We start from the raw sequence: 26,534 nt of genomic DNA, 5'->3' as shown, positions 1-26,534 counted from the left end.
CGGGATCGCTGGCCGCCGGCGCGATCCGCCAACGGGTGGCCGCCGCCGAGCCGGTCGCCGCCTTGACGCCCAGGCCGCCATAGGGCCGACGCCGCAGGATGAAGCCCGTGGCGCCGCGCTTCTCGCAGGCCAGTTGCAGGCGCCGGCCCGCCGTCAGGTCGACAGCCTCGACCTCGGCGAAGACGGCGCTGACGCCGGCGGCGGCCAGCGCGTCCTCGGCCGCGGCCAGGGCCTCGGCCTCGTCGCGGACACAGACCTGGATCAGGCGCTCGGCCGGAAAGCCTAGCCCCACAAGGCCCGGCGCATAGAGATCATCCCGGCGCAGGATCCACACCGCCTCGCCGCGGACAGCCAGGGGCGCGGCCAAGAGGGCGGCGAAGGCGGCAGGCGCGGCAGCGGTTTCGACCTCCATGCCCTCGGCGCCGATCTCGTGCCATTGGCCGAGCGGCAGGCCGGCCTCGCCGGGGAAACAGGCGTCCAGGCGCGGGTCGCCCAGGGACAGGCCAGAGGCGCGGCCCCGGCCGCCCGCCTCCAAGACGGCGATCTTCGCCTTCAGTTCGGCGAACGCTTGGGCGCGGGCGCCAGACATGACCTCGACCTCTTGTTCCGCTTTTGTTCTAGACCTGGAAGCGGGAGAGTCAATGGTCGAGGCTATGAGCCGTTCCTGTGTGGGGGAAACGCAAACGGCGCGGAGGTCTCCCTCCGCGCCGCTGTTCGTCCGAGGCTTGCCGCCTCAGCTGTACTTGAATTCCGAGCCGTCGAGATTGATCTGCGGGAACTCGTCCTTTTCGCGCCAGTAGTCCTGGGTGTGTTGCCACTCCCACTTGGGCAGGCGCTTGGGCATCAGGTGCATGCCGCGGGCGAGATAGCCGGGATTGAAGTTGTCCGGATCGATCCAGGGCAGGCGCTCGAGCTTCTCCTCCTCCGGCCCCATGACCACCTCGATCTTCTTCGCGCCCTTCTCGTCCATGTGCTGAAGCAGGCGGCAGACGAAGTCGCCGATCAGGTCGGCGCGCAGGGTCCAGCTGGCCCGGAAATAGCCCATCACCCAGATCATGTTGGGGATGCCGGTGAACATCATGCCGCGATAGGTCACCGTGTCCGAAGCCGCCACCGGCTTGCCGTCGACCACGAAGTCGATGTCGCCGAAGGCGTTCAGGTTGAAGCCCGTGGCGGTGAGGATGATGTCGGCCTCGATCTCTTCGCCCGACTTCATCTTCAGGCCCTTTTCGGTGAAGCGCTCGATCTCGCCGGTCACCACCGAGGCCTTGCCGGCGATCACGCCCTGGAACAGGTCGCCGTCGGGGACGAAGGCGATGCGCTGCTGCCAGGGGCGGTACTTGGGCATGAAGTGCTTCTGGACCACGTCCTCCGGCAGGAAGGCGCGGACGCCGGCCAGCAGCTCCTCCTTCACGACGTCGGGTTCTTCCACCGCGCGGCGGGTGAACAGGTCCTGGTCATAGAGACGCTTGCGCCGGACGATCTCGTGAATCCAGGTCTCGTCGACCTGCAGCAGGCGAAGCGTGTCGGCCAGTTCGTCGGCGTTGCGGCCCGGCACGAAGAAGGTCGGCGAGCGCTGGACCAGGGTCACATGGGCCACGTCGGCGGCGATCGCCGGGACCACGGTGGCCGCTGTCGCGCCGGAGCCGATGCAGATGACCTTCTTGCCCTTGTAGTCCAGGTCTTCCGGCCATTCCTGCGGGTGAACGATCTTGCCCTTGTAGTCGGACATGCCCGGCCATTCGGGGGTGTAGCCCTGGTTCTGGCGGTAATAGCCCTGGCACATCCACAGGAAGTTGCAGGTGAAGCGCAGGGTCTCGCCGGTGTCCTTGCGCACCGCCTCGACGGTCCAGAGATTGTCGGCGGAGGACCACTCGGCGTGGGTGATGGTGTGGTTGTAGCGGATGTGGCGGGCCAGATCGTTCTCTTCGATCACCTCGCCCATGTACTTCAGGATCTCCTCGGCCGAGGCGATCGGGGCGCTGGTCCAGGGCTTGAACCGGTAGCCGAAGGTGTAGAGATCCGAGTCGGAGCGGATGCCCGGATAGCGGTGGCTCCACCAGGTGCCGCCGAAGCCATCCAGTTGCTCCAGGATGACGAAGGACTTGCCGGGGGTCTGGGTCTGCAGGTGATAGGCGCCGCCGATCCCTGAAATCCCCGCGCCCACGATCAGGACATCGAAGTGCTCGGCCTTGCCGGGCGAACGTACGGACTCGCGAACTTGGGTCTGGGTGCTCATGGCGGCTTCCTGGTTTTTTCCTCGCGCCAAGTTTTGATGGCCGGGCGTTCAGCCTCCTTGATCAAGATCAAGATAGGTGATCATTGATCACATAAAGCCGCCCCGCAAGGGCGCAGACATGAAAAAGCCCCGCCGGCGGAACCGGCGGGGCGCTTCATGCCATGGACGCAGGCTCTAGAAGCGCAGGGTGCGCGCTTCCTTGACGTGCGGCAGGGCGCGGATCTTGGCGACCAGGGCGTCCGACGGGTCCTGGTCGACGCCGACCAGGGCGATGGCGTCCTCGCCGGCCGACACGCGGCCCAGGTTGAAGGTCGCGATATTCACCTGGGCGTCGGCCAGCAAGGCCCCCAGGGCGCCGATGAAGCCCGGCTTGTCCAGGTTGTTCACGTACAGCATCACCGGGGCGAACGGGGCGTCCAGGTCCATGCCCTTGACCTCGATGATCCGCGGCGTGCCCGCCATCACCGAGCCGGCGAAGGAGCGCTTGCCCATGGCCGTGGTGACGGTGATCCGCACCAGGCTTTCATAGATGGGGCTGTCGTCCTGCTTGCTCTCGGAGACGGTGATGCCGCGGTCCTTGGCCACGGCCGGGGCCGAGACCATGTTGATCTCCGCCAGCATCGGCCGCATCACGCCGGCCAGGGCGGCGGCGGTGAGCGGGCGGGTGTTCAGGTTGGCGACCTCGCCCTCATAGGCGATGTCCACGGCCTTGACCTCGACGTCGACCATCTGGCCGGCGAAGGCGCCCAGGCGCTCGGCCAGGGCCACGAAGGGCTTCAGCTTGGGGGCCTCGTCGGCGGTGACCGAGGGGCTGTTCAAGGCGTTGGTGACCGCGCCGGTGAGCAGATAGTCGCTCATTTGCTCGGCGACCTGCAGGGCCACGTTCTCCTGGGCTTCGGCGGTGGAAGCGCCCAGGTGCGGGGTGGCGATGAAGTTCTCGGCCCCGAACAGCACGTTCTCCTTGGCCGGCTCTTCGACGAACACGTCGAAGGCGGCGCCGCCCACATGACCTTCATCCAGCAGCTTGCGCAGGCCCTGCTCGTCGACCAGGCCGCCGCGGGCGCAGTTGACGATCAGAACGCCCTTCTTGGTCTTCCGCAGGTTCTCTTCCGACAGGATGTTGCGGGTCTTGTCGGTCAGCGGGGTGTGCAGGGTGATGATGTCGGCGCGGGCCAGCAGGTCTTCCAGCTCGACCTTCTCGACGCCCAGCTCAATGGCGCGCTCGGCCGACAGGAAGGGGTCATAGGCCACGACCTTCATCTTCAGGCCGTTGGCGCGGTCAGCGACGATGCCACCGATATTGCCGGCGCCGATCAGGCCCAGCGTCTTGGCGTAGAGCTCGACGCCCATGAAGCGGTTCTTCTCCCACTTGCCGGCCTGGGTGGAGACGTCGGCGGCGGGGAGCTGGCGGGCCAGGGCGAACATCATGGCGATGGCGTGCTCGGCCGTGGTGATGGAGTTCCCGAACGGGGTGTTCATCACCACGATGCCCTTCGACGTCGCGGCGGGGATATCGACATTGTCCACGCCGATGCCGGCGCGGCCGATGACCTTGAGGTTCGCAGCGGCGGCGATGACGTCCTTGTCGGCCTTGGTGGCCGAGCGGACGGCCAGGCCGTCATACTGGTCAATGATCTTCAGCAGCTCGTCCTTGGACAGGCCGGTCTTCACGTCGGCGTCGACGCCGCGTTGCTTGAAGATGTCGATGGCGGCGGGGCTGAGTTTGTCAGCGATCAGAACGCGGGGCATGGGAATTTCTCGCTCAATTCTGACGTCATGGCCGGGCTTGTCCCGGCCACCCCTGATCGCGGAAAGGCGAGGGTTGGCGCGGGGGGCTGCGACGTCGGTGTTTATGGATGGTCGGGACAAGCCCGGCCATGACGGTCCGGAAGGATCAGGCGGCTTGCAGGTCGGCGGCGGTCTTGGCGAAGGCCCAGTCCAGCCAGGGGGTCAGGGCCTCGAGATCCGAGGTCTCGACCGTGGCGCCGCACCAGATGCGCAGGCCGGGAGGGGCGTCGCGGTAACCGCCGACGTCCAGGGCCACGCCTTCCTTCTCGAGCGCGGCGGCCAGCTTCTTGGCGAAGTCGGCCTGGGCGTCGTCGGACAGGCCGGTGACCCGGGGGTCGACCACCTTCAGGCACACCGAGGTGTTGGAGCGGATCGCGGGGTCCGCGGCCAGGAACTCCACCCAGGCGGTCTTTTCCACCCACTCGGCCAGGACGGCGAGGTTGGCGTCAGCCCGGCGGCGCATTTCGGCCAGGCCGCCGATGCCTTCGGCCCACTTCAGGGCGTCGATGGCGTCTTCCACGCAGAGCATGGAGGGGGTGTTGATGGTGGCGCCTTCGAAGATGTCGAGGCTGACCTTGTTCCCACCGTCCTTGTTCGCCTTGGTCATGCGGAACAGCTTCGGCATCGGCCAGGCCGGGGTGTAGCTCTCCAGGCGGGCGACGGCGCGCGGCGACAGGATCAGCACGCCGTGGGCGGCTTCACCGCCCAGCGCCTTCTGCCAGGAGAAGGTCACGACATCGAGCTTGGTCCAGTCGAGGCTCTGAGCGAACGCGGCGCTGGTGGCGTCACAGATCACGATGCCTTCGCGGTCGGCGGAGATGAAGTCGGCGTTGGGGACGCGCACGCCCGAGGTGGTGCCGTTCCAGGTGAAGACCAGGTCGGCGTCGGCGCGAACCTTGGACACGTCGGGCAGTTGGCCATAGGGGGCGTCGAGCACTTCGGCGGGCAGCTTCAGCTGCTTCACCACGTCGGTGACCCAGTCCTTGCCGAAGCTTTCGAAGGCCAGCAGCTGGATCGGCTTCGGCCCCAGCATAGACCATAGGGCCATTTCCACGGCGCCGGTGTCCGAGCCCGGCACGATGCCGATCAGGAAATCGTCCGGCACTTCCAGCACCGCACGCGTGCGGTTGATGGCGTCCTGGATGCGCGCCTTGCCCGGCTTGGAGCGGTGCGAGCGGCCGAGGACGGCGTTCTGGAGAGCTTGGGGATTCCATCCGGGGCGCTTGGCGCAGGGGCCGGAAGAGAATTCGGGGCGAGCCGGGCGCATAGCCGGCGTCGGCAAGGTCGTCATAGCGATGTCTCCCATCCTTACAGATGAGCAGCGCCCCGTTGGGGGGGCGTGGCCCGCCGCGCAGGAACGCTGGATTCGCAGGCAGCGCAAGCGAAACTTTGTGCAAAGCGAATTGACCGCAGTCCCGGGCGAACGGCCTTGGCCTGGGGGCCGGACTGTGATTCATCAGCGGCTTCAAGCCGTTGAGACCCGTTGGAATGACCCGCCCCCGCCCCCTCGATTGGCTCATCCTGGCGTCGCTGGTGGCGATCTGGGGCTCGGCCTTCGCCCTCCTGAAGGTGGCCGTGGCGCACATTCCGCCGGTTTGGGCCACCACCGAGCGCCTGTGGGTCGCCGTGATCACCTTGGGGATCGTGGTGCTGCTGCGCCGTGAGAAGCTGCCGGGCCTCGATCACGGGGCCTGGAAATTCTACCTCGCCAACGGGGTGGTCGGCATGGCCATCCCCTTCGCCCTGTTCGCCCTGGCCGCGGAGCGCATCCCCTCGGCCATGAACTCGATCTGCAACGGGGCGACGCCGATCTTCACCGCGCTCATGGCCCACATGATCGTGCCGGGCGAACGGATGAACCGGATCAAGGCGGCGGGGGTGGGTTTAGGGTTTGGCGGCCTGCTGGTGCTGGTGGCGCCCAAGCTGGCCGGCGGCATGTCCCTCGAGGCGACCGGCCTGCTGCTCGCCCTGGCGGCGGCGATCCTCTATGCGGTCTCCAACATCCTGGCCAAGCAGGCCCCGGCGGTCTCGCCGGCGGTCGGGGCCTGGATGATGTGCCTGTGGGGCGCGGTGGCCGCGACCTTGATCGCGCTGCTGTTCCACGCGCCGCTGAAGGTTCCGCCGCTGGATTCCGCCCTGGCGGTGCTGGCGCACGGGATCTTCCCCACCGGCCTGTCGACCATCGGCTGGATCTATCTGATCCAGCATCGCGGGACCCTGTTCACCTCGATGGCGGTCTATGTCGCGCCCCTGTGGGCCACCGGCGTCGGCATCACCTTCATGGGCGAGCGTCCGGACGCAAGCGCCTTCCTGGCCCTGGCCATCATCCTGGCCGGCGTGGGCCTGGCGACGTTCCACCCCAAGGCGCGGGCCTAGATCTCCCGCTTGCCGAGACCGCGCCAGGTCACAAGCGTGCCGATCAGGATGGCCAGCAGGACGCCCCAGCTGACGACGTTGTTGACCACCGCGAACAGCAGATCCACGTGGCGATCCAACACCAGGTAGTAGGCATGCAGCGAGAACTGCGCGGCCTGCAGAAGCATCGCGCCACCCAGCCATAAACTGGTGTAGCGGACGGCGAGAGCCAGGAAGACAAGGCCCAGGGCGCCATCCAGCCCCAGAAGCACGAGCCCGATCTGCTCCTGCTGCATGGCCCTGACGAGGAACATGACCGCCAGCGACCCCACAAGGTTCACAGTTGCGCCGATCCGCTCCGCGGGGCCGCCCTTGAACCACGCGAACGCCGTCACGAGCACGATGGCGATCCGCAGCAGGTTGTGAAGGTAAAAGCCAGACATGGAAAACGCCCCTAACCGGGATTAGGGGCGTCAACCAGTTAAACTATTGCAACCCAAGTTGGGCTTCAGCCGACTTCCCGCATGGTGACAGTCTGGCGGGCGCTCAGGAGATTCTTGTCCAGCTCGCCGATCATCTTGGTGCGGATGCCGAGGCGCAGCTTGGCTTCGCCGAGCTGGCCGTGCACGCCGACCATGGCCGAGCGGGCTTCGCTGAGCGCGCGGATGGCGTCCATCAGCTTCACCTGGGCTTCGTCCGCGAACACCAGCGAGGCGTTCACGTCCTGGCGGGCCTTCAGCATGTCCGCCATCAGTTCGGTAGCTTCCACCATCGCCTTGTCGACAGCGGCCTCGGTCGCGAACAGCTTGGTCGCGACGCGTTGGGCGACAAACGCCTTTTCCATCGGAGAACCCCTCCACCTGTGAATGAACTCACGAGGGAAAAGGTAAACCAGAGGTTAAGCTGGGTCCAGCGTGTTAACGCTTCATTAACCGCGACAACTGCGCGCAGAGGTTGAGCGTGTCGGCGGGGACACGACTTCGCCTCTCGCGCGAACGCGACTTTCTCAAAAAACGCCACCTGGAAGCGAAACGTTAGGAGTCTTGGCGTATCGGGCAAGCTTGTCCCGGACCGTGAGCGCCATGACAGAGAAGCTCAGAACGACCGCCGCGCCGCATACGGCCTCGTTCCATGCCCGGGTGGCCGGGGCCGCCCTGATCACCGCGCTCGCCGTGCTGGCCGCCGCCTGCGGCACCTTCATGCTCCAGCAGTGGGCTGTCGCCCGCGAGCAGAGCCATGTCTCCCACACCGCCCTTGCGGAGATCACCGCCCAGGCCGTGGCGCCCGCCGTGGCCGCCCATGACGCCGCCGCCGCCGCGCCCGCCCTGAGCGCGCTGGCCCGCGCCAGCCAGGTGACCGACGCGCGCCTGCTGGACGCCAACGGCCGCATCCTGGCCGCCTATCGCCGCACCGGCCCCCAGGCCGACGACGTCGAGGTGATCCGCACCGAGGTGAAGCTGCACGGCCTGCGGGTGGGGGAGCTGGCGCTCAGCGCCCGGCCGCCGGCCTTCAGCGCCCTCCTGCCCCAGTTCATCGCCCTGACCGGCGCCCTGTTCTTCGCCGGGGTCGGCGTCGCGCTGTTTCTGGGCCGCGGCCTGGCCCACCGGATCATCGCCCCGGTGCAGCGCCTGTCCGAGGCCATGCACGACGTGGCCGCCGGGGGCGCCTTCCAGCCTGTCACCGCCCGGGCCCAGGACGGCCTGTTCCGCAGCCTGACCGACAGCTTCAACCACCTGCTCGCCCGCCTCGACGAGCGCGACAAGGCGCTGAAGGCCACCCTGCAGGACCTGACGGTCGCCCGCGACGCCGCCAATGCGGCCAATGTGCTGAAGTCCCAGTTCCTGGCCAATATGAGCCACGAGATCCGCACGCCGCTGAACGGCGTGCTGGCCATGGCCGAGGTCATGTCCATGGGCGACCTGGCCCCCGTCCAGCGCGAGCGCCTGGATGTGATCCGCCAGTCCGGCGGCCTGTTGCTGGCGGTGCTCAACGACGTCCTGGACCTGTCCAAGATCGAGGCCGGAAAGCTCACCCTGCTGGTGGACGACTTCGACCTGGTCAGCGCCGTGGGCCCCACCACCGACAGCTTCCGCCTGCTGGCCCAGCAGAAGGGCCTGGACTTCGACGTCCAGTTCACGGACGGGGCCTTGGGCGCCTGGAAGGGCGACGCCGACCGGCTGCGCCAGATCGTGGGCAACCTGCTGTCCAATGCGGTCAAGTTCACCCAGACGGGCGGCGTGCTGGCGGCCTTTGACATCGCGCCGGACAGCGGCGCCCTGCGCCTGACCGTGCGCGACACCGGGGTCGGCATCCCGGCCGAGAAGCTGGCCAACCTGTTCGAGAAGTTCGTCCAGGCGGATAACTCCGCCACCCGCCGCTTCGGCGGCACGGGCCTGGGCCTGGCCATCTGCCGCGAGCTGACCCAGATGATGGGCGGGACGATCCAGGTCGACAGCCGCGAAGGCCATGGCGCGACCTTCCGGGTCGAACTGCCCCTGCCCCGCGGCGAAGCCTCGGCCATTGCGGCCACTCCGGCCGAAGCCGAGAACGAGCCCTCCGAGGGCGCGCTGCGCCTGCTGGCCGCCGAGGACAACCCGACCAACCAACAGGTGCTGGCGGCGGTCATGGGGTCGCTCGGCATCGACATCGATATCGTGCCCAACGGCAAGGCCGCCTTCGAGGCCTGGCGCGACGGGGCCTATGACCTGGTGCTGATGGATATCCAGATGCCGGTGATGGACGGCATCGATTCCGCCCGCGCCATCCGCGAGGCGGAGCAGGCGCAGGGTCGCCGACGGACGCCCATCGTCGCCCTGACCGCCAACGCCCTGTCGCACCAGGTCCAGGAATACCTGGCGGCCGGCATGGACGGCCACGTGGCCAAGCCGATCGAGATCGCCAAGCTCTACGAGGCCATCAGCCGAGCCCTCACCGAAGCGGCGCAGGCGCCCGCCAGGCCGGCGGCGGACAGCGCCGCGGCCTGACCGCCAAGCCTGACCGCCAAGCCTGACCGCCAAGCCTGGCCGCTAAACCTGAACATCAGACAACAAGCGCCTCAGATCAGCTTCAGCTAGCCCCGGTCATTCTCCCCTCAACGCCGCCCGACATGGACGGTCTGAAACGGAGAACGACCATGAAGAAGACCCTGCTCTCGCTCGTCGCCGTCGCCGCTCTGGCCGGCGCCGCCGCCCCCGCCGCCGCTCAAGGCTACGGCTACGGCTACGGCTATGGAAATGGCGGCCCCGGCTACGGCTACGACCACGGCGGTCCCGCCTATGGCGGCGGCGGCCAAGGCATCGTTCGCGGCGACAACCTGGAAGCCCGCATCGCCCGCGGCGTCCGCTCCGGCCAGCTCAGCTACCGCGAAGCCGCCAGCCTGCGCGCCGAACTGCGCCAAGCTGAGCGCCTGGCCTGGCGCTACCGCTCGGATGGCCGGGTGACCCGCTGGGAGCAGGCGGACCTGGACCGCCGCTTCGACTCGATCTCGGCCCGCCTGCGCTATGAGCGTCACGACCGGGAATACGGCTACGGCTACGGCCCGCGCCACTAACCGAGCCTGCGAAACCTTCCCCGTCCCCGGCCGTTCCTGAGCCCGGGACGGGGAAGGCCGCCTTCACGGGGGGCCCAGACAAGGAAAGGACTGCAAGATGAAGAAGCTGACCCTCCTGGCCGCGCTCTCCGCCGTCACTCTGAGCGCCGGCGTCGCCACGACCGCCTCAGCCCAGGCCTGGAGCCATGGCGGCGGCTGGGTGTCCGTCAACGAACGCCAGGCCCGCCTGGACGCCCGGATCGACGCCGGGGTCCGCCGCGGCGAGATCACCCGCGCCGAGGCGCGCCGCCTGCGCGGGGAGTTCAACGGCATCGCCCGGCTGGAGACCCGCTATCGCCGCGGCGGCCTGTCAAACTGGGAACGCGCCGACCTGGACCGCCGCTTTGACCGGCTGTCGGCCCAGATCCGGGTCCAGGCCCATGACGGCGACCGCTATGGCTACGGCTATGGCGACCGGTATCGTCACTAGCCCTGTAACAGGACCCTGACGAAGGGGGCGGCATGTCCGCCCCCTTTTCCGTGTCAGGCGTCCAGGATGGTGAGTTCCGGCCAACGGGCCTTGGCCGCCTCGGCCGTGCGCCGGAAGCCCGCGGTCTGGCGGATCGGATTGGGCCGCAGGCGCAGGGCGAAGATGTCCTCCAGCCCGAACGGCGCGGCGATGGTCATCCGACCGTCAGCCTCCAGCCGGGCGCCGACCGCGAAGGTGGCGCTGGTGAACCGGCTGAGCGCCTCGGCGGTGGAGGCGAGCGGCTCATAGGGCTCGCCGAACTTGCCCTCGAACCAGAGATGCACCCGGGCCTGGTTGCGCACCTCGACCATCTCGCGCAGGGGCGGCTCGAACGCCGCCGCCACCCGACGGATCACCACGTCCTCGGCCTCATAGGAGATGTCCGAGGCGTCGTGGTAGCCCAGGTCATAGTCCTTGATCCCGTAGTCCGGATCGCGGCCGGTCAGCCGGTTCAGCACCCGCTGATAGATGGCGCCGGAGAAGATCAGCCAGTCGGGCAGGTCCAGCCCCCGGGCCGTCTCCATCACCGTCATCAGGCTGGGGGTCTCGCGCAGGATGACCTCGAGCCGGGCTTCCAGGCTCATGCCAGCCCCCGCAGCGGCCAGGCATGATCGAGCGGGCCATGGCCGGCGCCGAAGCCCGGCGCCTGACGGATCGCCTCGCCCACATAGGCCCAGGCCTGGGCCACCGCCGCCTCCAGCGGCAGGCCCTGGGCCAGGCCGGCGGCGCAGGCCGAGGCCAGGGTGCAGCCGGTGCCGTGGGTATGCCGGGTCTCCACCCGCTCGCCCTCGAAACTGGTCTCGCCGTCCGGCGTCATGAGGATGTCGACCACCGTCTCGCCCGCCACATGGCCGCCCTTCATCAGCACGGCCCGCGCGCCCAGTTTCAGCAGCGCCTCGCCGGCGCGGAACTGATCGTCCAGGGTCTCGACCGCAAGTCCGGTCAGGGCCTGGGCCTCAGGCGCGTTGGGGGTCAAGAGAGCCGCCCGGGGGATCAGCAGGTCCCGCACCGCCGAGATCGCGTCCTCGGCCAGCAGGGGCGCGCCGCCCTTGGCCACCATCACCGGATCGATCACAGCCGGCGCCGAAGTGGTGTCCAGGATCTGCGCCACTCGCTCCACCGTGGCGGCGTCGCCCAGCATGCCGGTCTTGAGGGCGTCAGCGCCGATATCGTCCAGCACCGCCCGCGCCTGGGCTTCGACGATGTCCAGCGGGATCGGATGGACGCCGGTGACGCCCAGGGTGTTCTGCACGGTGATCGCCGTGACCGCAGTGGCCGCATAGCCGCCCAGCGCCGTCACGGTCTTGATGTCGGCCTGCAGGCCGGCGCCGCCGCCTGAATCCGAGCCGGCGATGATCAGGACGCGTCCAAGGGCTTTGCTCATGATCCAGCGGTAGCGCGCGCGCGCGGCGAATGCATCGGGATTTACGAAGGAAGTTGTGGACCGCAGCATGTGGCCATGGACCCCGCCGACTTCGCCCGCCGCTTCGAGGCCGCCTATGGCGACATCTACCTGCTCGCCGTGCGCCGGGTGCGCGACAAGCGCGAGCGGCTGTCGCCGGAGACCACCGCCTTCCTGCTGCACCTGGCCGAGGCCGGCCCGATGAGCCTGACTGAGCTCGCCCGCCACATGAGCCGGGCGCCGTCGACCCTGTCGGAAATGATCGACCACCTGGAGGCCAAGGCCCTGGTCAAACGCCAGGCTGATACGGCCGACGCCCGCCGCAGCCTGGTGTGGCTGACGCCGGAGGGCCAGGCCAGGCTGGCTGACGCGCTCAGCGTGCTGGAGCAGGCCCGGCTGGAGGCGGCGGCCGCGCGCCTGCCCCAGGGGGATCGACAGACCCTCATCCAATTGCTGGGCGACCTCGCCGCAGCCCTTCGAAAGGACCCCCCGTGACCCACAAATGCGAAAGCTGCGGCATGCCGATAGAGACCGGCCGCTACTGCGCCTACTGCGTCGACGAGACCGGCGCCCTGCAGGATTTCGACACCCGGTTTGGCCGCATGGTGGACTGGCAGCTGCGCGAGCGCGGCGGCGACCGGGCCCAGGCGGAGAAGGACACCTTGGCCTATATGGCCACCCTGCCGGCCTGGCGGGATCATCCCCGGGTCAAGGTTGGGGGGTGAAGGCGCATCTGGCCTGAGGCCTGCGCGCCCTGGTATGGGCGAGGGATGAGCAGCCCCCAACGCATCGCCCTCGTCACCGGCGCCGGCTCCGGCATCGGCCGCGCCAGCGCCCAGGCCCTGATGGACGCCGGCTGGACCGTCATCCTCGCCGGCCGCCGCGCCGCCGAGCTGGAGACCACCGCCGCCCACGCGCCGGACCAGGCCCATGTGGTCCCAACCGACGTCACCGACGAAGCCGGGGTCGAGGCCCTGTTCGCCGCCATCGAGGCCCGGCACGGCCGCCTCGACCTGCTGTTCAACAACGCAGGGACCGGGGCGGGCGGGCGCCTGGAGGACCTGACCCTCGAGGCCTGGAAGCGGGTGGTGGACATCAACCTCACCGGCGCCTTCCTGTGCGCGCGGGCCGCGTTCCGGATCATGAAGGACCAGGACCCGCGCGGCGGCCGGATCATCAATAACGGCTCGATCTCGGCCCATGCGCCGCGGCCCTTTTCGGTGGCCTACACCGCCACCAAGCACGCCATCACCGGCCTGACCCGGTCCGCCTCGCTCGAGGGCCGCGCCTATGACATCGCCTGCGGCCAGATCGACATCGGCAACGCCGCCACCGAGATGACCCTGCGCATGAGCCAGGGCGTGCCCCAGGCCGACGGCTCCATGGCCGCCGAACCGGTGATGGATGTCCAGGCCGTCGCCGACGCCGTGGTCTACATGGCCGGCCTGCCGCTCAGCGCCAACGTCCAGTTCATGACGGTGATGGCCACCAAGATGCCGTTCATCGGCCGGGGTTGAGCCGTCGGACCAAGCCGGACCATTCGCCCTGTTTGCGCCCTCACCGGGTCGTGACGACGCCCCATTGCACCCTGACCTTGTGGACTTCGGGGGAGGCCTCATGCGCAAACAGGAGACCTCATGCGTTCCACCTACATTCTCGGCGCGGCCCTTGCCGCCCTGATCGCGGCCCCGGCCATGGCACAGACCGCCGGCTCCGCGCCCAACGGGACGGCGAAGACACCGCCGGTCCCCTCCACCAGCCCCGCCACCGGCTCTGCGCCCATGACCGGCGCCATGGGCTCCCAGACCGGCGTGGCGGCGGACACCAGCGCCACGACGGCGGCCCTGGCTGTCGGCCTGGCGGTCAAGGACAACACCGGCGTCAGTATCGGTACGATCACCAGCCTGAAGCCTGAGGCCGGCGGCAAGCAGACGGCCACCATCAAGATGGGCGCCGACACCTTCGCGGTGGATTCGGCCAGCCTGGCGGTTCAAGGCGACGCGGCGGTGGTCAATGCGTCCCAGGCCGAGCTGAAGGCCATGCTGGCCAAGCGCGGCAAATAGGCAAGGCGGTCCCGCCGCGGTCGCGGCGGGACCAAGCCTGCAGCACATGGCGTCGTCGAACGGAGGCGCGCCCCATTTCGGGTTTCCAATTGCTGCATCGCGTCATAGCCTAAGTGTTCAGGCTGGGCGCCAAGCCGCTACTTCACGTCATATTGGAGTGCTAGGCCGCCCTACCGAGGAGTGTGGCTATGGTGCTCAACCCCATTCGCCTTTGGCGGCGCCGGGAACGGCTGCGTCGAGAAGCTGTCGAAGAGGCCCAGATGCTGCGTCGCCGTCATGGCGAGGGCGCGCCGGCCGCCGCCAAGACCAAGCTTGCCCGCACCGACCTGACCACCTGGCACCGCCAGGTGGTGGAACGCGCCGCCCGCCTGCTGGAGACGGGCGACGCTTGAGGTGGATCAGGCCGGGTTCGGCTCGGCGCCAGGCGGGGCGATGGCCGGGGTGATCGGCACAGCCACCGCCGGACCCGCCGGCTTCTTAGCTTCGGCGTCCTCGCGGTTGGGCAGCACGCCCTTCATCAGGCCGATGATCTCATCACCCGACAGGGTCTCGTACTCCAGCAGCGACTTGGCCAGGGTCTCCAGGTCGGCGCGACGCTCGGTCAGGATGCGACGGGCCTCGTCCAGGCCGCCCTGGACCAGGCGGCGAACCTCCTGGTCGATCTTCTGGGCGGTCTGCTCGGAGACGTTCTGGGTGCGCGCCACCGAATGGCCCAGGAAGACCTCTTCCTGGTTGTCGCCATAGGCCACGGTGCCCAACTCGTCCGAATAGCCCCAGCGGGTGACCATGTTGCGGGCCAGGCTGGTCGCCGCCTGGATGTCGCTGGAGGCGCCGGCGGTGATCTTGTCCTTGCCGAAGATGATCTCTTCCGCCGCCCGGCCGGCCATCATGATCGCCAGGCGCGAGGTCATCTGGACATAGTCCATGGAATAGCGGTCGCCTTCCGGCAGCTGCATCACCATGCCGAGCGCGCGGCCGCGCGGCACGATGGTCGCCTTATGCACCGGGTCGGCCGACGGCACCGTCAGGGCCACCAGGGCGTGGCCGCCCTCGTGATAGGCCGTCAGGCGCTTTTCGTCCTCGCTCATGGCCATGGACCGGCGCTCGGCGCCCATCATGACCTTGTCCTTGGCGTCTTCGAAGTCGCGGTGCAGGACCATGCGACGGTTCTTGCGCGCCGCCATCAGGGCCGCCTCATTGACCAGGTTGGCCAGGTCGGCGCCCGAGAAGCCGGGGGTGCCGCGAGCAATGGTCTTGACGTCCACGTCGGCGGCCAGGGGCACGTTCTTCATGTGGACGCGCAGGATGCGCTCGCGCCCGCCGACGTCGGGGTTCGGCACCACGACCTGGCGGTCGAAACGGCCGGGACGCAGCAGGGCCGGGTCCAGCACGTCCGGACGGTTGGTGGAGGCGATGACGATGATGGCTTCGTTGGGATCGAAGCCGTCCATCTCCACCAGCAGCTGGTTCAGGGTCTGCTCGCGCTCGTCATTGCCGCCGCCCAGGCCCGCGCCACGATGGCGGCCGACGGCGTCGATTTCGTCGATGAAGATGATGCAGGGGCTGTTCTTCTTGGCCTGCTCGAACATGTCGCGCACGCGGCTGGCGCCGACGCCCACGAACATTTCCACGAAGTCGGAGCCCGAAATGTAGAAGAACGGCACGCCCGCCTCGCCGGCGACGGCGCGGCCCAGCAGGGTCTTACCGGTGCCGGGCGGGCCGACCATCAGGGCGCCCTTGGGGATCTTGCCGCCCAGGCGCTGGAACTTCTGCGGGTCCTTCAGGAAGTCGACGATTTCCGTCAGCTCTTCCTTGGCCTCGTCGACACCGGCGACGTCGTCGAAGGTCACCCGGTTCTTGTTCTCGGTCAGCATGCGGGCCTTGGACTTGCCGAAGCCCATGGCGCCGCGGGCGCCGCCCTGCATCTGGCGCATGAAGAAGATCCAGACGCCGATCAGCAGCAGGATCGGCAGGGCCTGGACGAAGAAGCCCACCAGGGGCGAGCCGCCGGGCGGCTTGACCTTGATGTCCGCGCCCTTGGCTTCGAGCCGCTTGACCAGCTCGTCCTGGTTGTTGGGGGTGGTGGTGGCGAAGATCTTGCCGCCGCCGTCCGTGATCTCGACGCGCGAGCCGGCGATTTCAGCCTTCTTCACGTCGCCGTTCCCCACCTTGTTCAGGAGCTGGGAATAGCTGATCTCGCTGACGCCGGCCGTGCGGCTGCCGCCGGCCACCATGCTGTAGAGGCCGAGGGCGACGACGACGACGACGCCCCAGATGGCGAGATTTCTCAGGTTCATTACCGTTCAGACCGTCTCGGAATGTGTCCGCTCCGGCCTAAGATAGGGGGCCGAGAGCAAAGCAAAAAGGCCGCGCGTGTCCGCGCGGCCTTTTCGATAATTGAGCTAGGAGCCCCGGCTCAGCGCGAGGGCTTCTTCGGCGCGGCGATCAGGCCTTCGCGCTGGGCGCGCTTGCGGGCCAGCTTGCGGGCGCGACGGACAGCCTCGGCCTTTTGACGGGCGCGCTTTTCCGAAGGCTTTTCATAGTGGACGTGCCGCTTCATTTCGCGGAACGAGCCCTCGCGCTGCATCTTCTTCTTCAGCGCCTTCAGGGCCTGGTCGACGTTGTTGTCGCGGACGAAAATCTGAACCAGAGGTCTCTCTCCTGTCACCCGTTCCCGCTCGGCCTCCCCCCGCAGGGGCGCGGCGGCGAACGGACAATAGTCTTTGCTGCCCGAAGGAAGCCCTCCGAGACGAGGGCGCGCAGATAGCAGATGCTTAAGCCCATGTCCACGGCGGACAGATGGCTCGGGAGGGTATAAATTCACGACATGACCGACGCGCCCGCCCTCGACCGCCCCGCTCCCTCCAGCCAAGCTTCCGACTGGGCCGGCGACATGGAGCAGGCCCTGCTCGACCAGGCCAGGGTGCTCGCCCCGACCCAGGGCTGGACCTGGCACATGGCGCGGGCGGCCGGCCGGGCCATGGGGCTGAGCGCCGCCGAGACCGAACTCCTCCTGCCGCATGGCCCCCGCGACCTCGCCGCCCTGCTGGCGCGCCGACATGACGCCCAGGCCCTCGCCGCCCTGCCCGATCCGGCGGCCCTGAAGATCCGCGCGCGCATCCGCGCCGCGGTCCTCGCCCGCACCGAGGCCGCGGCGGCCGATGGCGAGGCCCTGCGCCGCTGGGCCGGGTTCCTGGCCCTGCCGCTCAACCTGCCGCTCGCCATGCGCCTGTTGTGGGATTCGGCCGACGCCTTGTGGCGCTGGGCCGGCGACACCGCCACCGATGAGAACCACTATTCCAAGCGCGCCATCCTGTCGGGCATCCTGGCCGGAACCCTGGCCCTTCGCCTCCACGCCAGCCCGGCGGAGGCCGAAGCCTTCCTCGACGCCCGCATCGACAACGTCATGGCGTTTGAGAAGTGGAAGGCGGGCCTGGGCGCCCAGGACGTCCTGGCCGAGGTGGCCCGGGCGCTGGCCAAGCTACGGTATCGGTAAGGCTCTTTCCTTTCCCCCCGTCACAGGCGGATGATGTCCCCAACACCACAAAAGGGGAGATCCGCCATGAGCGCCGCCGACCACGCCTGGACCTGTTTCAACGTCACCATTGAAGACCACGTCGCCCACATCCAGCTGAAGCGGCCCGAGGCCATGAACTCGATGATCCGCGAGTTCTGGAACGAGCTGCCGGTGATCGTCCGCGACATCAATGACAACGCCCGCGCCCGGGCCATCGTCATCTCCTCCACCGGCAAGCACTTCTCCGCCGGCATGGACCTGGCGGTGTTTGGCGGTGGGGGCTCGACCTCGGCCAGCCAGGCCGCAGACCGCTGGATCAACGCCGAGCAGCAACGCCACCACATCCTGTGGCTCCAGAACTGCTTCTCCTGCCTGGACGAGGCCCGGGCGCCGGTGATCGCCGCCATCCAGGGCGGCTGCATCGGCGGCGCCGTCGACATGACCAGCGCCTGCGATATCCGCTACGCCAGCGCCGACGCCTTCTTCTGCATCCAGGAGATCAATATCGGCATGACCGCCGACGTCGGCACCTTCCCACGGCTGTGCAAGCTGATCCCCGAGGGCTGGGTGCGGGAGATGGCCTATACCGGCCGCCGCATGCCCGCCCTGAAGGCCAAGGAGATCGGCTGGGTCAACGAGGTGCTGCCGAGCCACGAGGAATGCGTGGCTCACGCCCTGGCCACCGCCCGTGAGATCGCCTCCAAGGCGCCGCTGGCCGTCACCGGCTCGAAGGTGATGATCAACTACGCCCGCGACCACACCCTCAAGGACGGCCTGGACTATATCGCCGTCTGGCAGACCGGCATGTTCGCCGGCCCGCATATGGGCGAGGCCTTCAAGGCCCGGGCCGAGAAGCGCGACCCGGACTTCCCGGACCTGCAGCCGCTCAAGCACGGCATGTAGTCACCGCCTCAGAGCCAGCCTCGGCGCCGGAACCACCAGACCGGGCCGAGGCCGGACACCAGCATCAGGGCAAGCGCGAAGGGATAGCCCAGCTTCCAGGACAGCTCCGGCATGTGGGCGAAGTTCATGCCGTAGATCGCCCCCACCAGGGTCGGCGGCATCAGGATCACCGTCGCCAGCGAGAACACCTTCATGATGCTGTTCTGCTCGATATTGATCAGGCCGAGCGCCGCATCCAGCAGGAACGAGATGTGGGTCGCCAGGTGGCCGGAGTGCTCGGTCAGGGACTGAAGGTCGTGCTGCACCGAAGCCAGGTGCGCCACCCGGGCCGGCGCCTCGGACACCTCGTGGGCCAGGGTCGCAAAGCTGGCCAGCCGGCCCAGGCTGATCAGGCTGGCCTGGCCCAGCGCATTGATCGACTGGGTGCGGGCCAGGCTGGTGAGCAGGGGCTCGAAGGCCGCGCCGCGCGGTCGGTCGAAGATCGCGTTCGAGCTTTCCTGCACCCGCTGGGAGCACCGCTCCAGCACCTCGGCCAAGCGCTCCACCACCGCATCCATCAGCCCCATGAAGGCCTCGGCCCCGCAGGTCGGCGCCTGGGCCTGGACGCCGCTCTGGGCGAAGATCGAGAACGCCTTCAGCGGCGCATAGCGCATGGTGATCAAGAGGCCGTCATGCAGGACGAAGGTGGCCGGCGTCCCTGACGGATGCTCGCCATCGCTGCGGGCCAGGAGGGTGGCGGTCATGAAGGTCGAGCCGTTCTCCTGGTAGAGCCGGCTGGAGGGCTCCAGCTGAGCCATCTCGTCCAAGGACGGCAGGTCGAGGCCCAGGGCCTGCTCGACCTGAACCTCCTCGTCGCGGGAGGGGCAGTCCAGATCCAGCCAGACCGCATCGGCGGGCGGACGCCAGTCGGGGGTCAGGACCACCGTCTCGGGATGGGGCGCGCCGCGGCGCAGGAGATGCAGCATGAGGTCCTCCGCGCCCCCTCAATGGGCGGCGCGGACGCGGCGGTCAACGACGGCGAGGCGCTTACTTCTGCTCGGTAGACGGCTGGGACAGGGCGGCCTGGATCAGGGCCGCGATCCGGTCGGTGGAGTCGGCGGCCTGGCCCAGCATGGCCAGCGGGCCGGCGCCCGGACGGACGGTGGACACGACTTGGCTGGCCGCGCTCTGGGCCATGGCGATGGCGGCGTTCTGGGCGGCGTTGAAGCCCGAATTGGCCACGCGGATCGCCTGGGCGTCCTGATAGATGAAGCCGTAGGTCGGATAGGTGGTCGAACCGAGGTCCCGGACCGGGTCGTACCAGACCTTCACAGTCGACCAGTCGCCCTTGGGCGAGACGTCGATGACCGTAACGTCCTTTTCGATCTGCCCGCGGGTCCCGCCGATGCGCGACCAGTTGGCGTGGGTGATCTGTATAACGCGGTCGGTGAGCACCTGGCTGACCACGGCCACGTGGCCCAGGGTCATCTTGCCGGTGGGCTTGAAGCACAGCACCGCGCCGGTCTTGGGCGAGAAGCCGGTCTCGTACCGGCCCGGAGCCTGCTTCCACCAGGTGTAGGCGTCACCGAAGATCTGAATGCCGGAGATCAGGCGCGCGAAGGGCACGCACTGCCAGTAGGTGTCAGCAATCGCGCCGATAGGCGCGAGGGTCATAACCGCCGCGGCGGCCAGGGAACCGATAACGGTCCTCGTCCGTTTAAGCATGTTAGAGGGTGCTCCCCGACGCGAACTGGGCGAAGGGATACTCATCCCAGAAGCGAATGAAAAGACCCTTTATGCGGTTGCGGCCGAAGGTCGCCGAGTCGCCCACGCCTCAGCCATGAGCTTCATGCGGTTTCGGGCCGGCTTCTCCACAAGATGATAGGAGAGGGCTGCAAGAGGAACCACGCTTGCGACAAAAACTAACCACAACCCCAGGGGCAACTGATCATTGTTAAGCTCAACCACCCTGGTGACGAGATTCGGGAATACAATTCTCCAGGGAATGCAGATCATGTAGACCGAGTAGCTAATCTCACCGAGATAGACCAGGGGCGCGGCGCTCAAGAGCTCGGAGCCGGTTTCGGCGAGCCGCGCCAAGAAGAAGATGATCGCCCCCAGGCCGACCACGATGAGCGTATCCGGGGCGCCCGCTGCGGCCGCCATGAGCACCCCGGCGCCTGAAAAAGCGGCGCCCAGCAGGGCTTGGCTGCGAGAATCAGCCGGACGCGCCCGCCACAGGGCGTGCAGGGCGCAGCCATAGGCGAAGCACGGGACGATGCGCAGCGCGCCCCAGCGGATGGTGGCGTGGGTCAGCGAGAAGCCGGCCAGGGCCTGGAAGGCGGCGTAGAGGCCGGTCATGAACAGGATCGCCAGAGCAACCGCGACCAGCGGCCGGGCCTTCAGTTTCAGCGCCGCCCAGGCGAAAGCCGGGAAGGTCAGGTAGGCGAACCACTCGGCCGAGATCGACCAGGAGGGATGGTTCCAACCCGCCACGGGGGACAGCCCCCAGGCCTGGGTCAGGGTCAGGTTGGCCGGCAGGGCCTCCCAGGCCGACAGGTTCGGGTCGACCGCGATCCCGGCCATGGAGGCCGCCCCGGCCATCAGCCCGACGCCGACCAGGGTGGCGATGTGCAGCGGATAGACCCGCGCCAGCCGCGCCCACAGGAACGAGCCATAGCGGAAACGGCCGGTCTCGACGCTGGTCCGATAGACGTGGCTGAGGATGAAGCCGGACAGGACAAAGAACAGCTCGACACCCAGATAGCCCTTGGCCACCAGATTGGGCAGGGCTGCGCCGGCGCCCACCAGGTTCGGCCAATAGTCGTAGAGCACCACCCAAAGGGCGGCGAAGAACCGCAAAGAGGTGAGCGGTCGGATGTTCTGGCCGTCGGTCATTGATGCGTCCCATCACGGGCGCCTCAGGGCCGCCCGAGCGGACATCATGGCCCGGCAACTCTCACCGTCCGGTTAGCGCAGGTCGCCCATCTGAAAGGCGTTTTGCCTGTGAGGGACTGGGCGAGGGCGAAAGCGTCACTACATAACATCGGTTCGCAGTCGCAGAGGACCCGCATGACGCTCCTGGAGCTCGCCGCCGACCCCGCCGCTTGGGCGGCCTTGATCACCCTCATTGTCATGGAGGTGGTGCTCGGCATCGACAACCTCGTCTTCATCTCGATCCTCACCAACAAGCTGCCCGAGGAGCAACGCACCAAGGCCCGCCGCATCGGCATCAGCCTGGCGCTGATCATGCGCCTGGCCCTGCTGTCGACCCTGGCCTTCCTGGCCGGCCTGACCGCCACGGTCTTCCAACTGCCCTTCTCGCCGCCTGTGGGCGCCGACGGTCACGCGCCCTTCGACCTGGCCTTCTCCTGGCGGGATCTGATTCTCATCGCCGGCGGCCTGTTCCTGGTCTGGAAGGCGACCACTGAGATCCACCATTCGGTGGACCCGCGCCCCAGCGAAGACCTGCTCGACAAGAAGGCGCCGGTGGCGATGAACTTCGGCGCGGCGATCTTCCAGATCCTGATGATCGACCTGGTGTTCTCCGTGGACTCGATCCTCACCGCCGTGGGCATGACCGATCACCTGCCGATCATGATCATCGCCGTGATCACCGCCGTGACCGTGATGCTGGTCGCCTCCGAGCCGCTGGCCAACTTCATCAACAACAACCCCACCGTGGTCATGCTGGCCCTGGGCTTCCTGTTGATGATCGGCGCCGTGCTGATCGCCGAGGGCTTCGGGGTGCATGTGCCCAAGGGCTACATCTACGGGGCCATGGCGTTCTCGGCCCTGGTGGAGGGCCTCAACATGGCCTCCCGAAACGCGGCCAAGAAGCGAGAGGGCCAATAGGTTCAGGCCCCGCGCCGCCCCTCAGCTTGCCCGGGGCGGCGCGGGTTCCTAACCTGACGGCGCGCGATTCGCGTCCGTCTGACCGCACGCCAGAGGGAGACCGACATGCCGATCTCCTACCTGTCCGCCGCCCAGATCGCCGCCCTGTCGGTGAGCACGGTCGAGCGCCTCACCACCACCCAGATGGCCGGCCTGCGCTCCACCCAGGTCGCCGCCCTCAGCACCGCCGGCATTGAATCACTCAGCGCCTCCCAGGTGGCCGCCCTGGGCGCCACCCAGATCAAGGGCCTGACCACCACCCAGCTGCCGCACCTGGCGGAGAACCTGACCCTCTCCACCGACCAGCTGCTGGCCCTGAACGGCGGACAGCTCAGCGCCCTGACCGACAACCAGTTCGCGGCCTATGCCGGCGGCCGGCTCTCGAGCCTCTATTCCACCCAGCTCGGCGGCCTGTCGGTCACCCGCCTCTCCAGCCTGACGGCCACCCAGGTGGCGGGGCTGAGCTCCACCCAGATCCGGGGTCTGACCGCCACCCAGATCCGCGGCCTGACCGACGCCGACCTCGCCGAATTCACCACCACCCAGATCGCCCAGTTCGGAACCACCCAGCTGGGCGCCCTCTACACCACCCAGATGGCGCAGCTGTCGGGGCCCCAGGCCGCGGCCCTGACGGCGGTCCAGATCAAGGCCCTCACCCCGGCCCAGGCGCTCTATCTGTCGCCCACGGCCATCAGCGCGCTCAGCTCGACCCAGGTGGCGGCGCTCACCGTGACCCAGGTCTCGACCCTGGCCACCACCCAGACGGCCCAGCTGTCGGCCACCCAGGTGGCCCAACTCTCCGCCGCCCAGCTGGGCAATGTCTCGCCCACCGCCCTCGCCAAACTGTCCACGGCGACGATCCAGGCCCTGACCTCGACCCAGCTCCAAGGCCTGACCACCACCCAGGCCGCCGCCATGTCGACCACCGACTTCGCGCGCCTGACCACCACCCAGATGGCGGGCCTCAGCGGGGCCCAGCTGGGCGCCCTGGCCACCACCAACCTGCAAGGCCTGGACACCACCACGGTGCGGGCCCTGACGACGACCCAGGTCCAGGGCCTGAGCACCGCCCAGATCGCCAGCCTGGGAACCGGCGACTTCGCCGAGTTCTCAGCGACACAGGTCGCCGCCTTTACGCCCGCCCAGTTGGGCGCCCTAAGCACCACCAACCTGGCCGCCTTCACCGCCACCCAGGTCGCGGCCCTTTCGACCACCCAGGTTCGCGGCCTGTCGCCGGCCCAGGTCAGCGCCTTTAGCGCCACCGAGTTCGCGCGGCTGACCGACACCCAGGTGGGGGCCTTCACCTCCACCCAGCTCGGCGCCCTGTCGGTGACCAACCTACAGGCCCTCAGCGCTGATGTGGTTGGCGGCCTGTCGACCCAGCAGATCCAGGGCCTGTCCGCCTTCCAGATCCGCAACCTGACCGCCACGGACCTGGGCGAACTGACCACCACCCAGGTCGCGGCCCTGACGCCCAATCAGATCGGCGCGCTGACGGCCACCAGCCTGAACACCATCTCAGGCGACCAGTTCGGGGCGCTCACCTCGTCCCAGGTGGCGGCCCTGTCGCCCACCACCCTGTCGGGGCTCAGCGACCTGCGGATGACCTGGCTGTCGACCACCCAGGTGCGCGGCCTGACCACCACCCAGATCGCCAGCCTGTCGACCACCGACTTCAACCGCCTGACCGTCGACCAGGTGGACAGCTTCGGCGCCAACCAGCTGGGCGCCCTGTCGACAGACAACCTGGCTCTGTTCGACACCACCCGCATACAGGACCTGGCCACCACCCAGGTCCAGGGCCTGACCACCACCCAGCTGTCGGCCCTGCAGGCCGGCGAGGTGAAGCGGTTCAACTATATCCAGGTCCACGCCATGACCCCCGCCCAGGTCAACGGCATGTCGGACACCGCCCTGGGCGAGCTTTCCGGCGCCCTGCTCAGCGCGCTCACCTCGACCCAGATCGCCGGGCTCTCCACCACCAAGTTCTCAGCCCTGACCTCCACCCAGGTCGCGGCCCTGACCCCGACCCAGCTGCAGGGCCTGACCGTCGTCCAGCTGCGCAGCCTGGCGGCCGAGGACTTCACCGAGCTCACCGCCACCCAGCTGTCGGGCCTGACCGCGTCTCAGCTGTCGGCGGTCTCCACCACCAATCTGCTGGCCCTGGACACCACCCAGGTCGGCGGCCTGTCCGCCACCAATCTGCCCGGCCTGACCGCGACCCAGTTGGGCGCGCTCAGTCCCGCGGCCTTCGCCAAGTTCACCGCCAGCCAGGTGGCGGCCCTCACCGCGGTTCAGATCTCCAAGCTGGATCCGGGCGTGATCGGCGGCCTGACGACCACCCAGGTCGGCTGGCTCACCCCCACCCAGATCCCAGGCCTGGTCACCTCGCAGCTGACCGCCCTGTCGAGCACCCAGCTGGCCGCCATGACCCCTGGCCAGCTCAACGCCTTCTCGGCCGCCCAGGTGCAGAACCTCAGCTTCTAACCTTCGCCGGGATGTGCGGTGAAGCGAAACGTTAGAGGAAGCTGTACGGGTCAATATCGATCGCCAGCCGGATCGCGCCCGGCGGCCGCACCCGGGCGCGCCAGGCCGCCATATAGGCCGAGAGGTCCACGCTGCGGGTGGCCTGGACCAGGAACCGCTTTCGGCGCCGACCTCGGACCAGGGACAGGGGCGCATCGGCCGGGCCATAGATCTTCACGCCCTCGGTGTTGGGCGCCGCCTCGGCCATGGTGCGGGCGAAGGCCTCCAGGGCCGCCGGGTCCGGCCCCGAAAGCACCACCGCCGCCAGCCGCCCGAACGGGGGCAGGCCGGCCAGCTCGCGCTCGTTCAGCTCGGCCTCGGTGAAGGCGTCGCGATCCTGGGCCTTCAGGGCCTGCATCACCGCGTGGTCGGGGGCGTAGGTCTGCAGCAGCGCCCGGCCCGGCCGGTCCTTGCGCCCCGCCCGCCCCGTCGCCTGGGCCAGTAGCTGATAGGTCCGCTCCGCCGCCCGCAGGTCGCCGCCGCGCAGACCTAAGTCCGCGTCCACCACCCCCACCAGGGTCAGGTTGGGGAAGTTGTGCCCCTTGGCCGCGGCTTGCGTCGCCACCAGGATGTCGATCTCGCCGGCCTCCATGGCCTCAACCAGGCGCTTGGCCTCGCGGGCGTCCCACATGGTGTCGGACGAAAAGACAGCCACCCGCGCCTCGGGGAACAGGGCCCGGGCCTCCTCCTCCACCCGCTCGACGCCGGGCCCGATGGAGACCAGGCTATCCTTGGCTCCGCAGTGCGGACAGGCCTCGGGCTTCTTCATCGAAAAGCCGGTCAAGTGACAGACCAGCCGGCCGGAATAGCGGTGCTCCACCAGCCAGGAATCGGTGTCCGGAGCCGTCAGCCGCTCGCCGCAGGCCTTGCACAGCACCAGCGGCGCATAGCCCCGGCGGTTCAGGAACAGCAGGGTCTGCTCGCCGGCGGCCAGGGTCTGGCCCATCGCCTCCACCAGGGGCGGGGACAGCCAGTGCTCCTTCTCCGGCGGGGTCTCGCGCAGATCGATCAGCGAGATGTCGGGCAGGCGGGCGGTCCCATGGCGAGCGGTCAGCCGCAGCCAGCGATAGCGGCCGGTCTCGGCGTTGCGTAGGGATTCCAGCGAAGGCGTCGCCGAGGCGAGCACCACGCCGGCCCCCTCGATCTTGCCCCGGGCGACGGCCAGGTCGCGGGCCTGGTAGATGAAGCCCTCCTCCTGCTTGAAGGAGCCGTCGTGCTCCTCGTCGACCACGATCAGGGCCAGTTTGCGGAAGGGCAGGAACAGGGCCGATCGAGCGCCGACCACGATCCGGCAATCGCCCCGGGCCACCCCTTCCCAGACCGCCCGGCGCTGAGGCGGAGCGATGTCGGAGTGCCATTCGCCAGGCGCCGCGCCGAACCGGGCCGCCACCCGGCCGATCACCGCCTGGGTCAGCGCGATCTCCGGCAGAAGGATTAGCACCTGGGCCTCCGGGTCGGCGGCCAGGGCCGCGTGCGCGGCCTCCAGATAGACCTCGGTCTTGCCCGAGCCGGTCACCCCATCCAGCAGGGCGACATTGAACCCGCCCTCGGCCAGCATGCCTTTAAGGGCGTCCGCCGCCGCGGCCTGGCTGGGATTGAGCGGATTGCCCGGCTTCTCCAGGTCCGGCGCCTCGAACCGCGCCTGGGGCATGACCAGCTCCAGCGCCAGCACCCCCTCGTCTACCAGGCCCTTGATCACGCCGGAGGAGACCTCGGCCGCGCGGGCGAGGTCGGCGGGGGCCATGCGGCCGGCCCCCAGGGTCTCCAGCACCTTGGTCCGCGCCGCCGTGGGCCGGGCCGGCGCCTGGCC

The 26,534-nt window shown here is 68.6% G+C and carries 27 protein-coding genes; 13 read left to right on the top strand and 14 right to left on the bottom strand.

The annotated features are described in order from the left end of the window. From ACFQ27_RS16670 to ACFQ27_RS16655, 4 genes are all read right to left on the bottom strand, one after another. Positions 1-589: ImuA family protein (locus ACFQ27_RS16670; RefSeq protein ID WP_377354398.1), on the bottom strand; the 589-nt coding region annotated here is incomplete at its 3' end. 144 nt (positions 590-733) lie between these two features. Beyond that, the gene (locus ACFQ27_RS16665; RefSeq protein ID WP_374343546.1) at positions 734-2,239 is read right to left on the bottom strand and encodes a flavin-containing monooxygenase; all 1,506 of its coding nucleotides are present in this window, start codon (positions 2,237-2,239) and stop codon (positions 734-736) included. A gap of 174 nt (positions 2,240-2,413) precedes the next feature. Then, positions 2,414-3,994, bottom strand: coding sequence for a phosphoglycerate dehydrogenase (gene serA, locus ACFQ27_RS16660; protein WP_374344526.1), 1,581 nt, complete (start codon positions 3,992-3,994; stop codon positions 2,414-2,416). 139 nt (positions 3,995-4,133) lie between these two features. After that, positions 4,134-5,318: a phosphoserine transaminase gene (locus ACFQ27_RS16655; protein WP_374343548.1), complete on the bottom strand. Its 1,185-nt coding sequence runs from the start codon at positions 5,316-5,318 to the stop codon at positions 4,134-4,136. A gap of 197 nt (positions 5,319-5,515) precedes the next feature. Between ACFQ27_RS16655 and ACFQ27_RS16650 the strand changes: the two genes are divergently transcribed. Continuing rightward, positions 5,516-6,403: a DMT family transporter gene (locus ACFQ27_RS16650; protein ID WP_374343550.1), complete on the top strand. Its 888-nt coding sequence runs from the start codon at positions 5,516-5,518 to the stop codon at positions 6,401-6,403. Here the strand turns inward: ACFQ27_RS16650 and ACFQ27_RS16645 are convergent. Together ACFQ27_RS16645 and ACFQ27_RS16640 are read right to left on the bottom strand one after the other, a co-directional pair. Then, positions 6,400-6,825 (bottom strand): hypothetical protein, encoded by a 426-nt coding sequence (locus ACFQ27_RS16645; RefSeq protein ID WP_377354397.1) that lies wholly within the window; start codon positions 6,823-6,825, stop codon positions 6,400-6,402. The two genes, ACFQ27_RS16650 and ACFQ27_RS16645, sit on opposite strands and share 4 nt — an antisense overlap. A gap of 65 nt (positions 6,826-6,890) precedes the next feature. Next, the gene (locus ACFQ27_RS16640; RefSeq protein WP_374343554.1) at positions 6,891-7,226 is read right to left on the bottom strand and encodes a hypothetical protein; all 336 of its coding nucleotides are present in this window, start codon (positions 7,224-7,226) and stop codon (positions 6,891-6,893) included. Between the two features lie 238 nt (positions 7,227-7,464). Here ACFQ27_RS16640 and ACFQ27_RS16635 point away from each other — a divergent pair, with 238 nt between their 5' ends. The 3 genes from ACFQ27_RS16635 to ACFQ27_RS16625 all read left to right on the top strand — a co-directional run bounded on the left by ACFQ27_RS16635 (position 7,465) and on the right by ACFQ27_RS16625 (position 10,401). Continuing rightward, positions 7,465-9,366, top strand: a complete 1,902-nt coding sequence (locus tag ACFQ27_RS16635; protein WP_377354396.1) for an ATP-binding protein — start codon at positions 7,465-7,467, stop codon at positions 9,364-9,366. A gap of 149 nt (positions 9,367-9,515) precedes the next feature. After that, positions 9,516-9,932: a hypothetical protein gene (locus tag ACFQ27_RS16630; protein ID WP_377354395.1), complete on the top strand. Its 417-nt coding sequence runs from the start codon at positions 9,516-9,518 to the stop codon at positions 9,930-9,932. 97 nt (positions 9,933-10,029) lie between these two features. Then, positions 10,030-10,401 carry a hypothetical protein gene (locus ACFQ27_RS16625; protein ID WP_377354394.1) on the top strand — a complete coding sequence of 124 codons (372 nt, stop codon included), beginning with the start codon at positions 10,030-10,032 and terminating at the stop codon, positions 10,399-10,401. A gap of 53 nt (positions 10,402-10,454) precedes the next feature. Here the strand turns inward: ACFQ27_RS16625 and ACFQ27_RS16620 are convergent, their stop codons facing one another. Continuing rightward, positions 10,455-11,024, bottom strand: a complete 570-nt coding sequence (locus tag ACFQ27_RS16620) for a nucleotidyltransferase family protein (protein ID WP_377354393.1) — start codon at positions 11,022-11,024, stop codon at positions 10,455-10,457. After that, a complete protein-coding gene (thiD, locus tag ACFQ27_RS16615; RefSeq protein WP_377354392.1) occupies positions 11,021-11,824 on the bottom strand; it encodes a bifunctional hydroxymethylpyrimidine kinase/phosphomethylpyrimidine kinase in 804 nt (267 codons plus the stop codon). Before thiD ends, ACFQ27_RS16620 begins: the two co-directional genes overlap by 4 nt. A gap of 75 nt (positions 11,825-11,899) precedes the next feature. Between thiD and ACFQ27_RS16610 the strand changes: the two genes are divergently transcribed. The 5 genes from ACFQ27_RS16610 (at position 11,900) to ACFQ27_RS16590 (ending at position 14,297) form a co-directional block, all read left to right on the top strand. Continuing rightward, positions 11,900-12,337 carry a MarR family winged helix-turn-helix transcriptional regulator gene (locus ACFQ27_RS16610; RefSeq protein ID WP_377354391.1) on the top strand — a complete coding sequence of 146 codons (438 nt, stop codon included), beginning with the start codon at positions 11,900-11,902 and terminating at the stop codon, positions 12,335-12,337. A 23-nt stretch (positions 12,338-12,360) separates the two neighbouring features. Beyond that, positions 12,361-12,567, top strand: a complete 207-nt coding sequence (locus ACFQ27_RS16605) for a hypothetical protein (RefSeq protein ID WP_374343569.1) — start codon at positions 12,361-12,363, stop codon at positions 12,565-12,567. 45 nt (positions 12,568-12,612) lie between these two features. Beyond that, positions 12,613-13,359 carry an SDR family oxidoreductase gene (locus tag ACFQ27_RS16600; protein ID WP_377354390.1) on the top strand — a complete coding sequence of 249 codons (747 nt, stop codon included), beginning with the start codon at positions 12,613-12,615 and terminating at the stop codon, positions 13,357-13,359. A gap of 120 nt (positions 13,360-13,479) precedes the next feature. Next, the gene (locus tag ACFQ27_RS16595) at positions 13,480-13,905 is read left to right on the top strand and encodes a hypothetical protein (RefSeq protein ID WP_377354389.1); all 426 of its coding nucleotides are present in this window, start codon (positions 13,480-13,482) and stop codon (positions 13,903-13,905) included. A gap of 260 nt (positions 13,906-14,165) precedes the next feature. Beyond that, positions 14,166-14,297, top strand: coding sequence for a hypothetical protein (locus tag ACFQ27_RS16590; RefSeq protein ID WP_374343576.1), 132 nt, complete (start codon positions 14,166-14,168; stop codon positions 14,295-14,297). A gap of 6 nt (positions 14,298-14,303) precedes the next feature. Here ACFQ27_RS16590 and ftsH read toward each other — a convergent pair whose 3' ends face one another. Then, positions 14,304-16,202, bottom strand: coding sequence for an ATP-dependent zinc metalloprotease FtsH (gene ftsH / locus ACFQ27_RS16585; RefSeq protein WP_377354388.1), 1,899 nt, complete (start codon positions 16,200-16,202; stop codon positions 14,304-14,306). A 119-nt stretch (positions 16,203-16,321) separates the two neighbouring features. Then, the gene (gene rpsU, locus ACFQ27_RS16580) at positions 16,322-16,555 is read right to left on the bottom strand and encodes a 30S ribosomal protein S21 (protein WP_111275467.1); all 234 of its coding nucleotides are present in this window, start codon (positions 16,553-16,555) and stop codon (positions 16,322-16,324) included. A gap of 177 nt (positions 16,556-16,732) precedes the next feature. Here rpsU and ACFQ27_RS16575 point away from each other — a divergent pair, with 177 nt between their 5' ends. Continuing rightward, positions 16,733-17,401, top strand: a complete 669-nt coding sequence (locus tag ACFQ27_RS16575) for a COQ9 family protein (protein ID WP_377354387.1) — start codon at positions 16,733-16,735, stop codon at positions 17,399-17,401. A 66-nt stretch (positions 17,402-17,467) separates the two neighbouring features. Beyond that, positions 17,468-18,325 carry a crotonase/enoyl-CoA hydratase family protein gene (locus ACFQ27_RS16570; RefSeq protein ID WP_377354386.1) on the top strand — a complete coding sequence of 286 codons (858 nt, stop codon included), beginning with the start codon at positions 17,468-17,470 and terminating at the stop codon, positions 18,323-18,325. Between the two features lie 8 nt (positions 18,326-18,333). Here ACFQ27_RS16570 and ACFQ27_RS16565 read toward each other — a convergent pair whose 3' ends face one another. The 3 genes from ACFQ27_RS16565 to ACFQ27_RS16555 all read right to left on the bottom strand — a co-directional run bounded on the left by ACFQ27_RS16565 (position 18,334) and on the right by ACFQ27_RS16555 (position 21,202). Then, positions 18,334-19,290: a magnesium transporter CorA family protein gene (locus ACFQ27_RS16565; RefSeq protein WP_374343583.1), complete on the bottom strand. Its 957-nt coding sequence runs from the start codon at positions 19,288-19,290 to the stop codon at positions 18,334-18,336. Positions 19,291-19,351: 61 nt separating this feature from the next. Then, positions 19,352-20,029 (bottom strand): CHAP domain-containing protein, encoded by a 678-nt coding sequence (locus ACFQ27_RS16560; protein ID WP_377354385.1) that lies wholly within the window; start codon positions 20,027-20,029, stop codon positions 19,352-19,354. 69 nt (positions 20,030-20,098) lie between these two features. After that, a complete protein-coding gene (locus ACFQ27_RS16555; protein WP_374343589.1) occupies positions 20,099-21,202 on the bottom strand; it encodes an acyltransferase family protein in 1,104 nt (367 codons plus the stop codon). A 174-nt stretch (positions 21,203-21,376) separates the two neighbouring features. Here ACFQ27_RS16555 and ACFQ27_RS16550 point away from each other — a divergent pair, with 174 nt between their 5' ends. Together ACFQ27_RS16550 and ACFQ27_RS20875 are read left to right on the top strand one after the other, a co-directional pair. Beyond that, positions 21,377-22,159: a TerC family protein gene (locus ACFQ27_RS16550; RefSeq protein WP_377354384.1), complete on the top strand. Its 783-nt coding sequence runs from the start codon at positions 21,377-21,379 to the stop codon at positions 22,157-22,159. Between the two features lie 105 nt (positions 22,160-22,264). Further along, the gene (locus ACFQ27_RS20875) at positions 22,265-24,685 is read left to right on the top strand and encodes a hypothetical protein (protein ID WP_449305017.1); all 2,421 of its coding nucleotides are present in this window, start codon (positions 22,265-22,267) and stop codon (positions 24,683-24,685) included. A gap of 31 nt (positions 24,686-24,716) precedes the next feature. Here the strand turns inward: ACFQ27_RS20875 and ACFQ27_RS16535 are convergent. Then, on the bottom strand, positions 24,717-26,534 hold a 1,818-nt coding region (locus ACFQ27_RS16535), incomplete at its 5' end, for a primosomal protein N' (protein WP_377354383.1).

It is taken from the genome of Phenylobacterium conjunctum (assembly GCF_042679085.1).
Classification (GTDB): Bacteria; Pseudomonadota; Alphaproteobacteria; order Caulobacterales; family Caulobacteraceae; genus Phenylobacterium; species Phenylobacterium conjunctum.
The sequence above is the reverse complement of the archived record's forward strand: the minus strand, read 5'-3'. Positions and strand labels throughout refer to the sequence as shown.

What these genes read in the sequence shown, in the direction of transcription:
- ACFQ27_RS16645 (WP_377354397.1), bottom strand. Translation starts at nt 6,825, where the DNA reads ATGTCTGGCTTTTACCTTCACAACCTGCTGCGGATCGCCATCGTGCTC.
- ACFQ27_RS16630 (WP_377354395.1), top strand. Translation starts at nt 9,516, where the DNA reads ATGAAGAAGACCCTGCTCTCGCTCGTCGCCGTCGCCGCTCTGGCCGGC.
- ACFQ27_RS16570 (WP_377354386.1), top strand. Translation starts at nt 17,468, where the DNA reads ATGAGCGCCGCCGACCACGCCTGGACCTGTTTCAACGTCACCATTGAA.
- ACFQ27_RS16655 (WP_374343548.1), bottom strand. Translation starts at nt 5,318, where the DNA reads ATGACGACCTTGCCGACGCCGGCTATGCGCCCGGCTCGCCCCGAATTC.
- ACFQ27_RS16555 (WP_374343589.1), bottom strand. Translation starts at nt 21,202, where the DNA reads ATGACCGACGGCCAGAACATCCGACCGCTCACCTCTTTGCGGTTCTTC.
- ACFQ27_RS16575 (WP_377354387.1), top strand. Translation starts at nt 16,733, where the DNA reads ATGACCGACGCGCCCGCCCTCGACCGCCCCGCTCCCTCCAGCCAAGCT.
- ACFQ27_RS16560 (WP_377354385.1), bottom strand. Translation starts at nt 20,029, where the DNA reads ATGCTTAAACGGACGAGGACCGTTATCGGTTCCCTGGCCGCCGCGGCG.
- ACFQ27_RS16605 (WP_374343569.1), top strand. Translation starts at nt 12,361, where the DNA reads ATGCCGATAGAGACCGGCCGCTACTGCGCCTACTGCGTCGACGAGACC.
- thiD (WP_377354392.1), bottom strand. Translation starts at nt 11,824, where the DNA reads ATGAGCAAAGCCCTTGGACGCGTCCTGATCATCGCCGGCTCGGATTCA.
- ftsH (WP_377354388.1), bottom strand. Translation starts at nt 16,202, where the DNA reads ATGAACCTGAGAAATCTCGCCATCTGGGGCGTCGTCGTCGTCGTCGCC.
- ACFQ27_RS16595 (WP_377354389.1), top strand. Translation starts at nt 13,480, where the DNA reads ATGCGTTCCACCTACATTCTCGGCGCGGCCCTTGCCGCCCTGATCGCG.
- ACFQ27_RS16600 (WP_377354390.1), top strand. Translation starts at nt 12,613, where the DNA reads ATGAGCAGCCCCCAACGCATCGCCCTCGTCACCGGCGCCGGCTCCGGC.
- ACFQ27_RS16625 (WP_377354394.1), top strand. Translation starts at nt 10,030, where the DNA reads ATGAAGAAGCTGACCCTCCTGGCCGCGCTCTCCGCCGTCACTCTGAGC.
- ACFQ27_RS16610 (WP_377354391.1), top strand. Translation starts at nt 11,900, where the DNA reads ATGGACCCCGCCGACTTCGCCCGCCGCTTCGAGGCCGCCTATGGCGAC.
- ACFQ27_RS20875 (WP_449305017.1), top strand. Translation starts at nt 22,265, where the DNA reads ATGCCGATCTCCTACCTGTCCGCCGCCCAGATCGCCGCCCTGTCGGTG.
- ACFQ27_RS16620 (WP_377354393.1), bottom strand. Translation starts at nt 11,024, where the DNA reads ATGAGCCTGGAAGCCCGGCTCGAGGTCATCCTGCGCGAGACCCCCAGC.
- ACFQ27_RS16565 (WP_374343583.1), bottom strand. Translation starts at nt 19,290, where the DNA reads ATGCTGCATCTCCTGCGCCGCGGCGCGCCCCATCCCGAGACGGTGGTC.
- ACFQ27_RS16590 (WP_374343576.1), top strand. Translation starts at nt 14,166, where the DNA reads ATGCTGCGTCGCCGTCATGGCGAGGGCGCGCCGGCCGCCGCCAAGACC.
- ACFQ27_RS16665 (WP_374343546.1), bottom strand. Translation starts at nt 2,239, where the DNA reads ATGAGCACCCAGACCCAAGTTCGCGAGTCCGTACGTTCGCCCGGCAAG.
- ACFQ27_RS16650 (WP_374343550.1), top strand. Translation starts at nt 5,516, where the DNA reads ATGACCCGCCCCCGCCCCCTCGATTGGCTCATCCTGGCGTCGCTGGTG.
- ACFQ27_RS16635 (WP_377354396.1), top strand. Translation starts at nt 7,465, where the DNA reads ATGACAGAGAAGCTCAGAACGACCGCCGCGCCGCATACGGCCTCGTTC.
- ACFQ27_RS16550 (WP_377354384.1), top strand. Translation starts at nt 21,377, where the DNA reads ATGACGCTCCTGGAGCTCGCCGCCGACCCCGCCGCTTGGGCGGCCTTG.
- ACFQ27_RS16640 (WP_374343554.1), bottom strand. Translation starts at nt 7,226, where the DNA reads ATGGAAAAGGCGTTTGTCGCCCAACGCGTCGCGACCAAGCTGTTCGCG.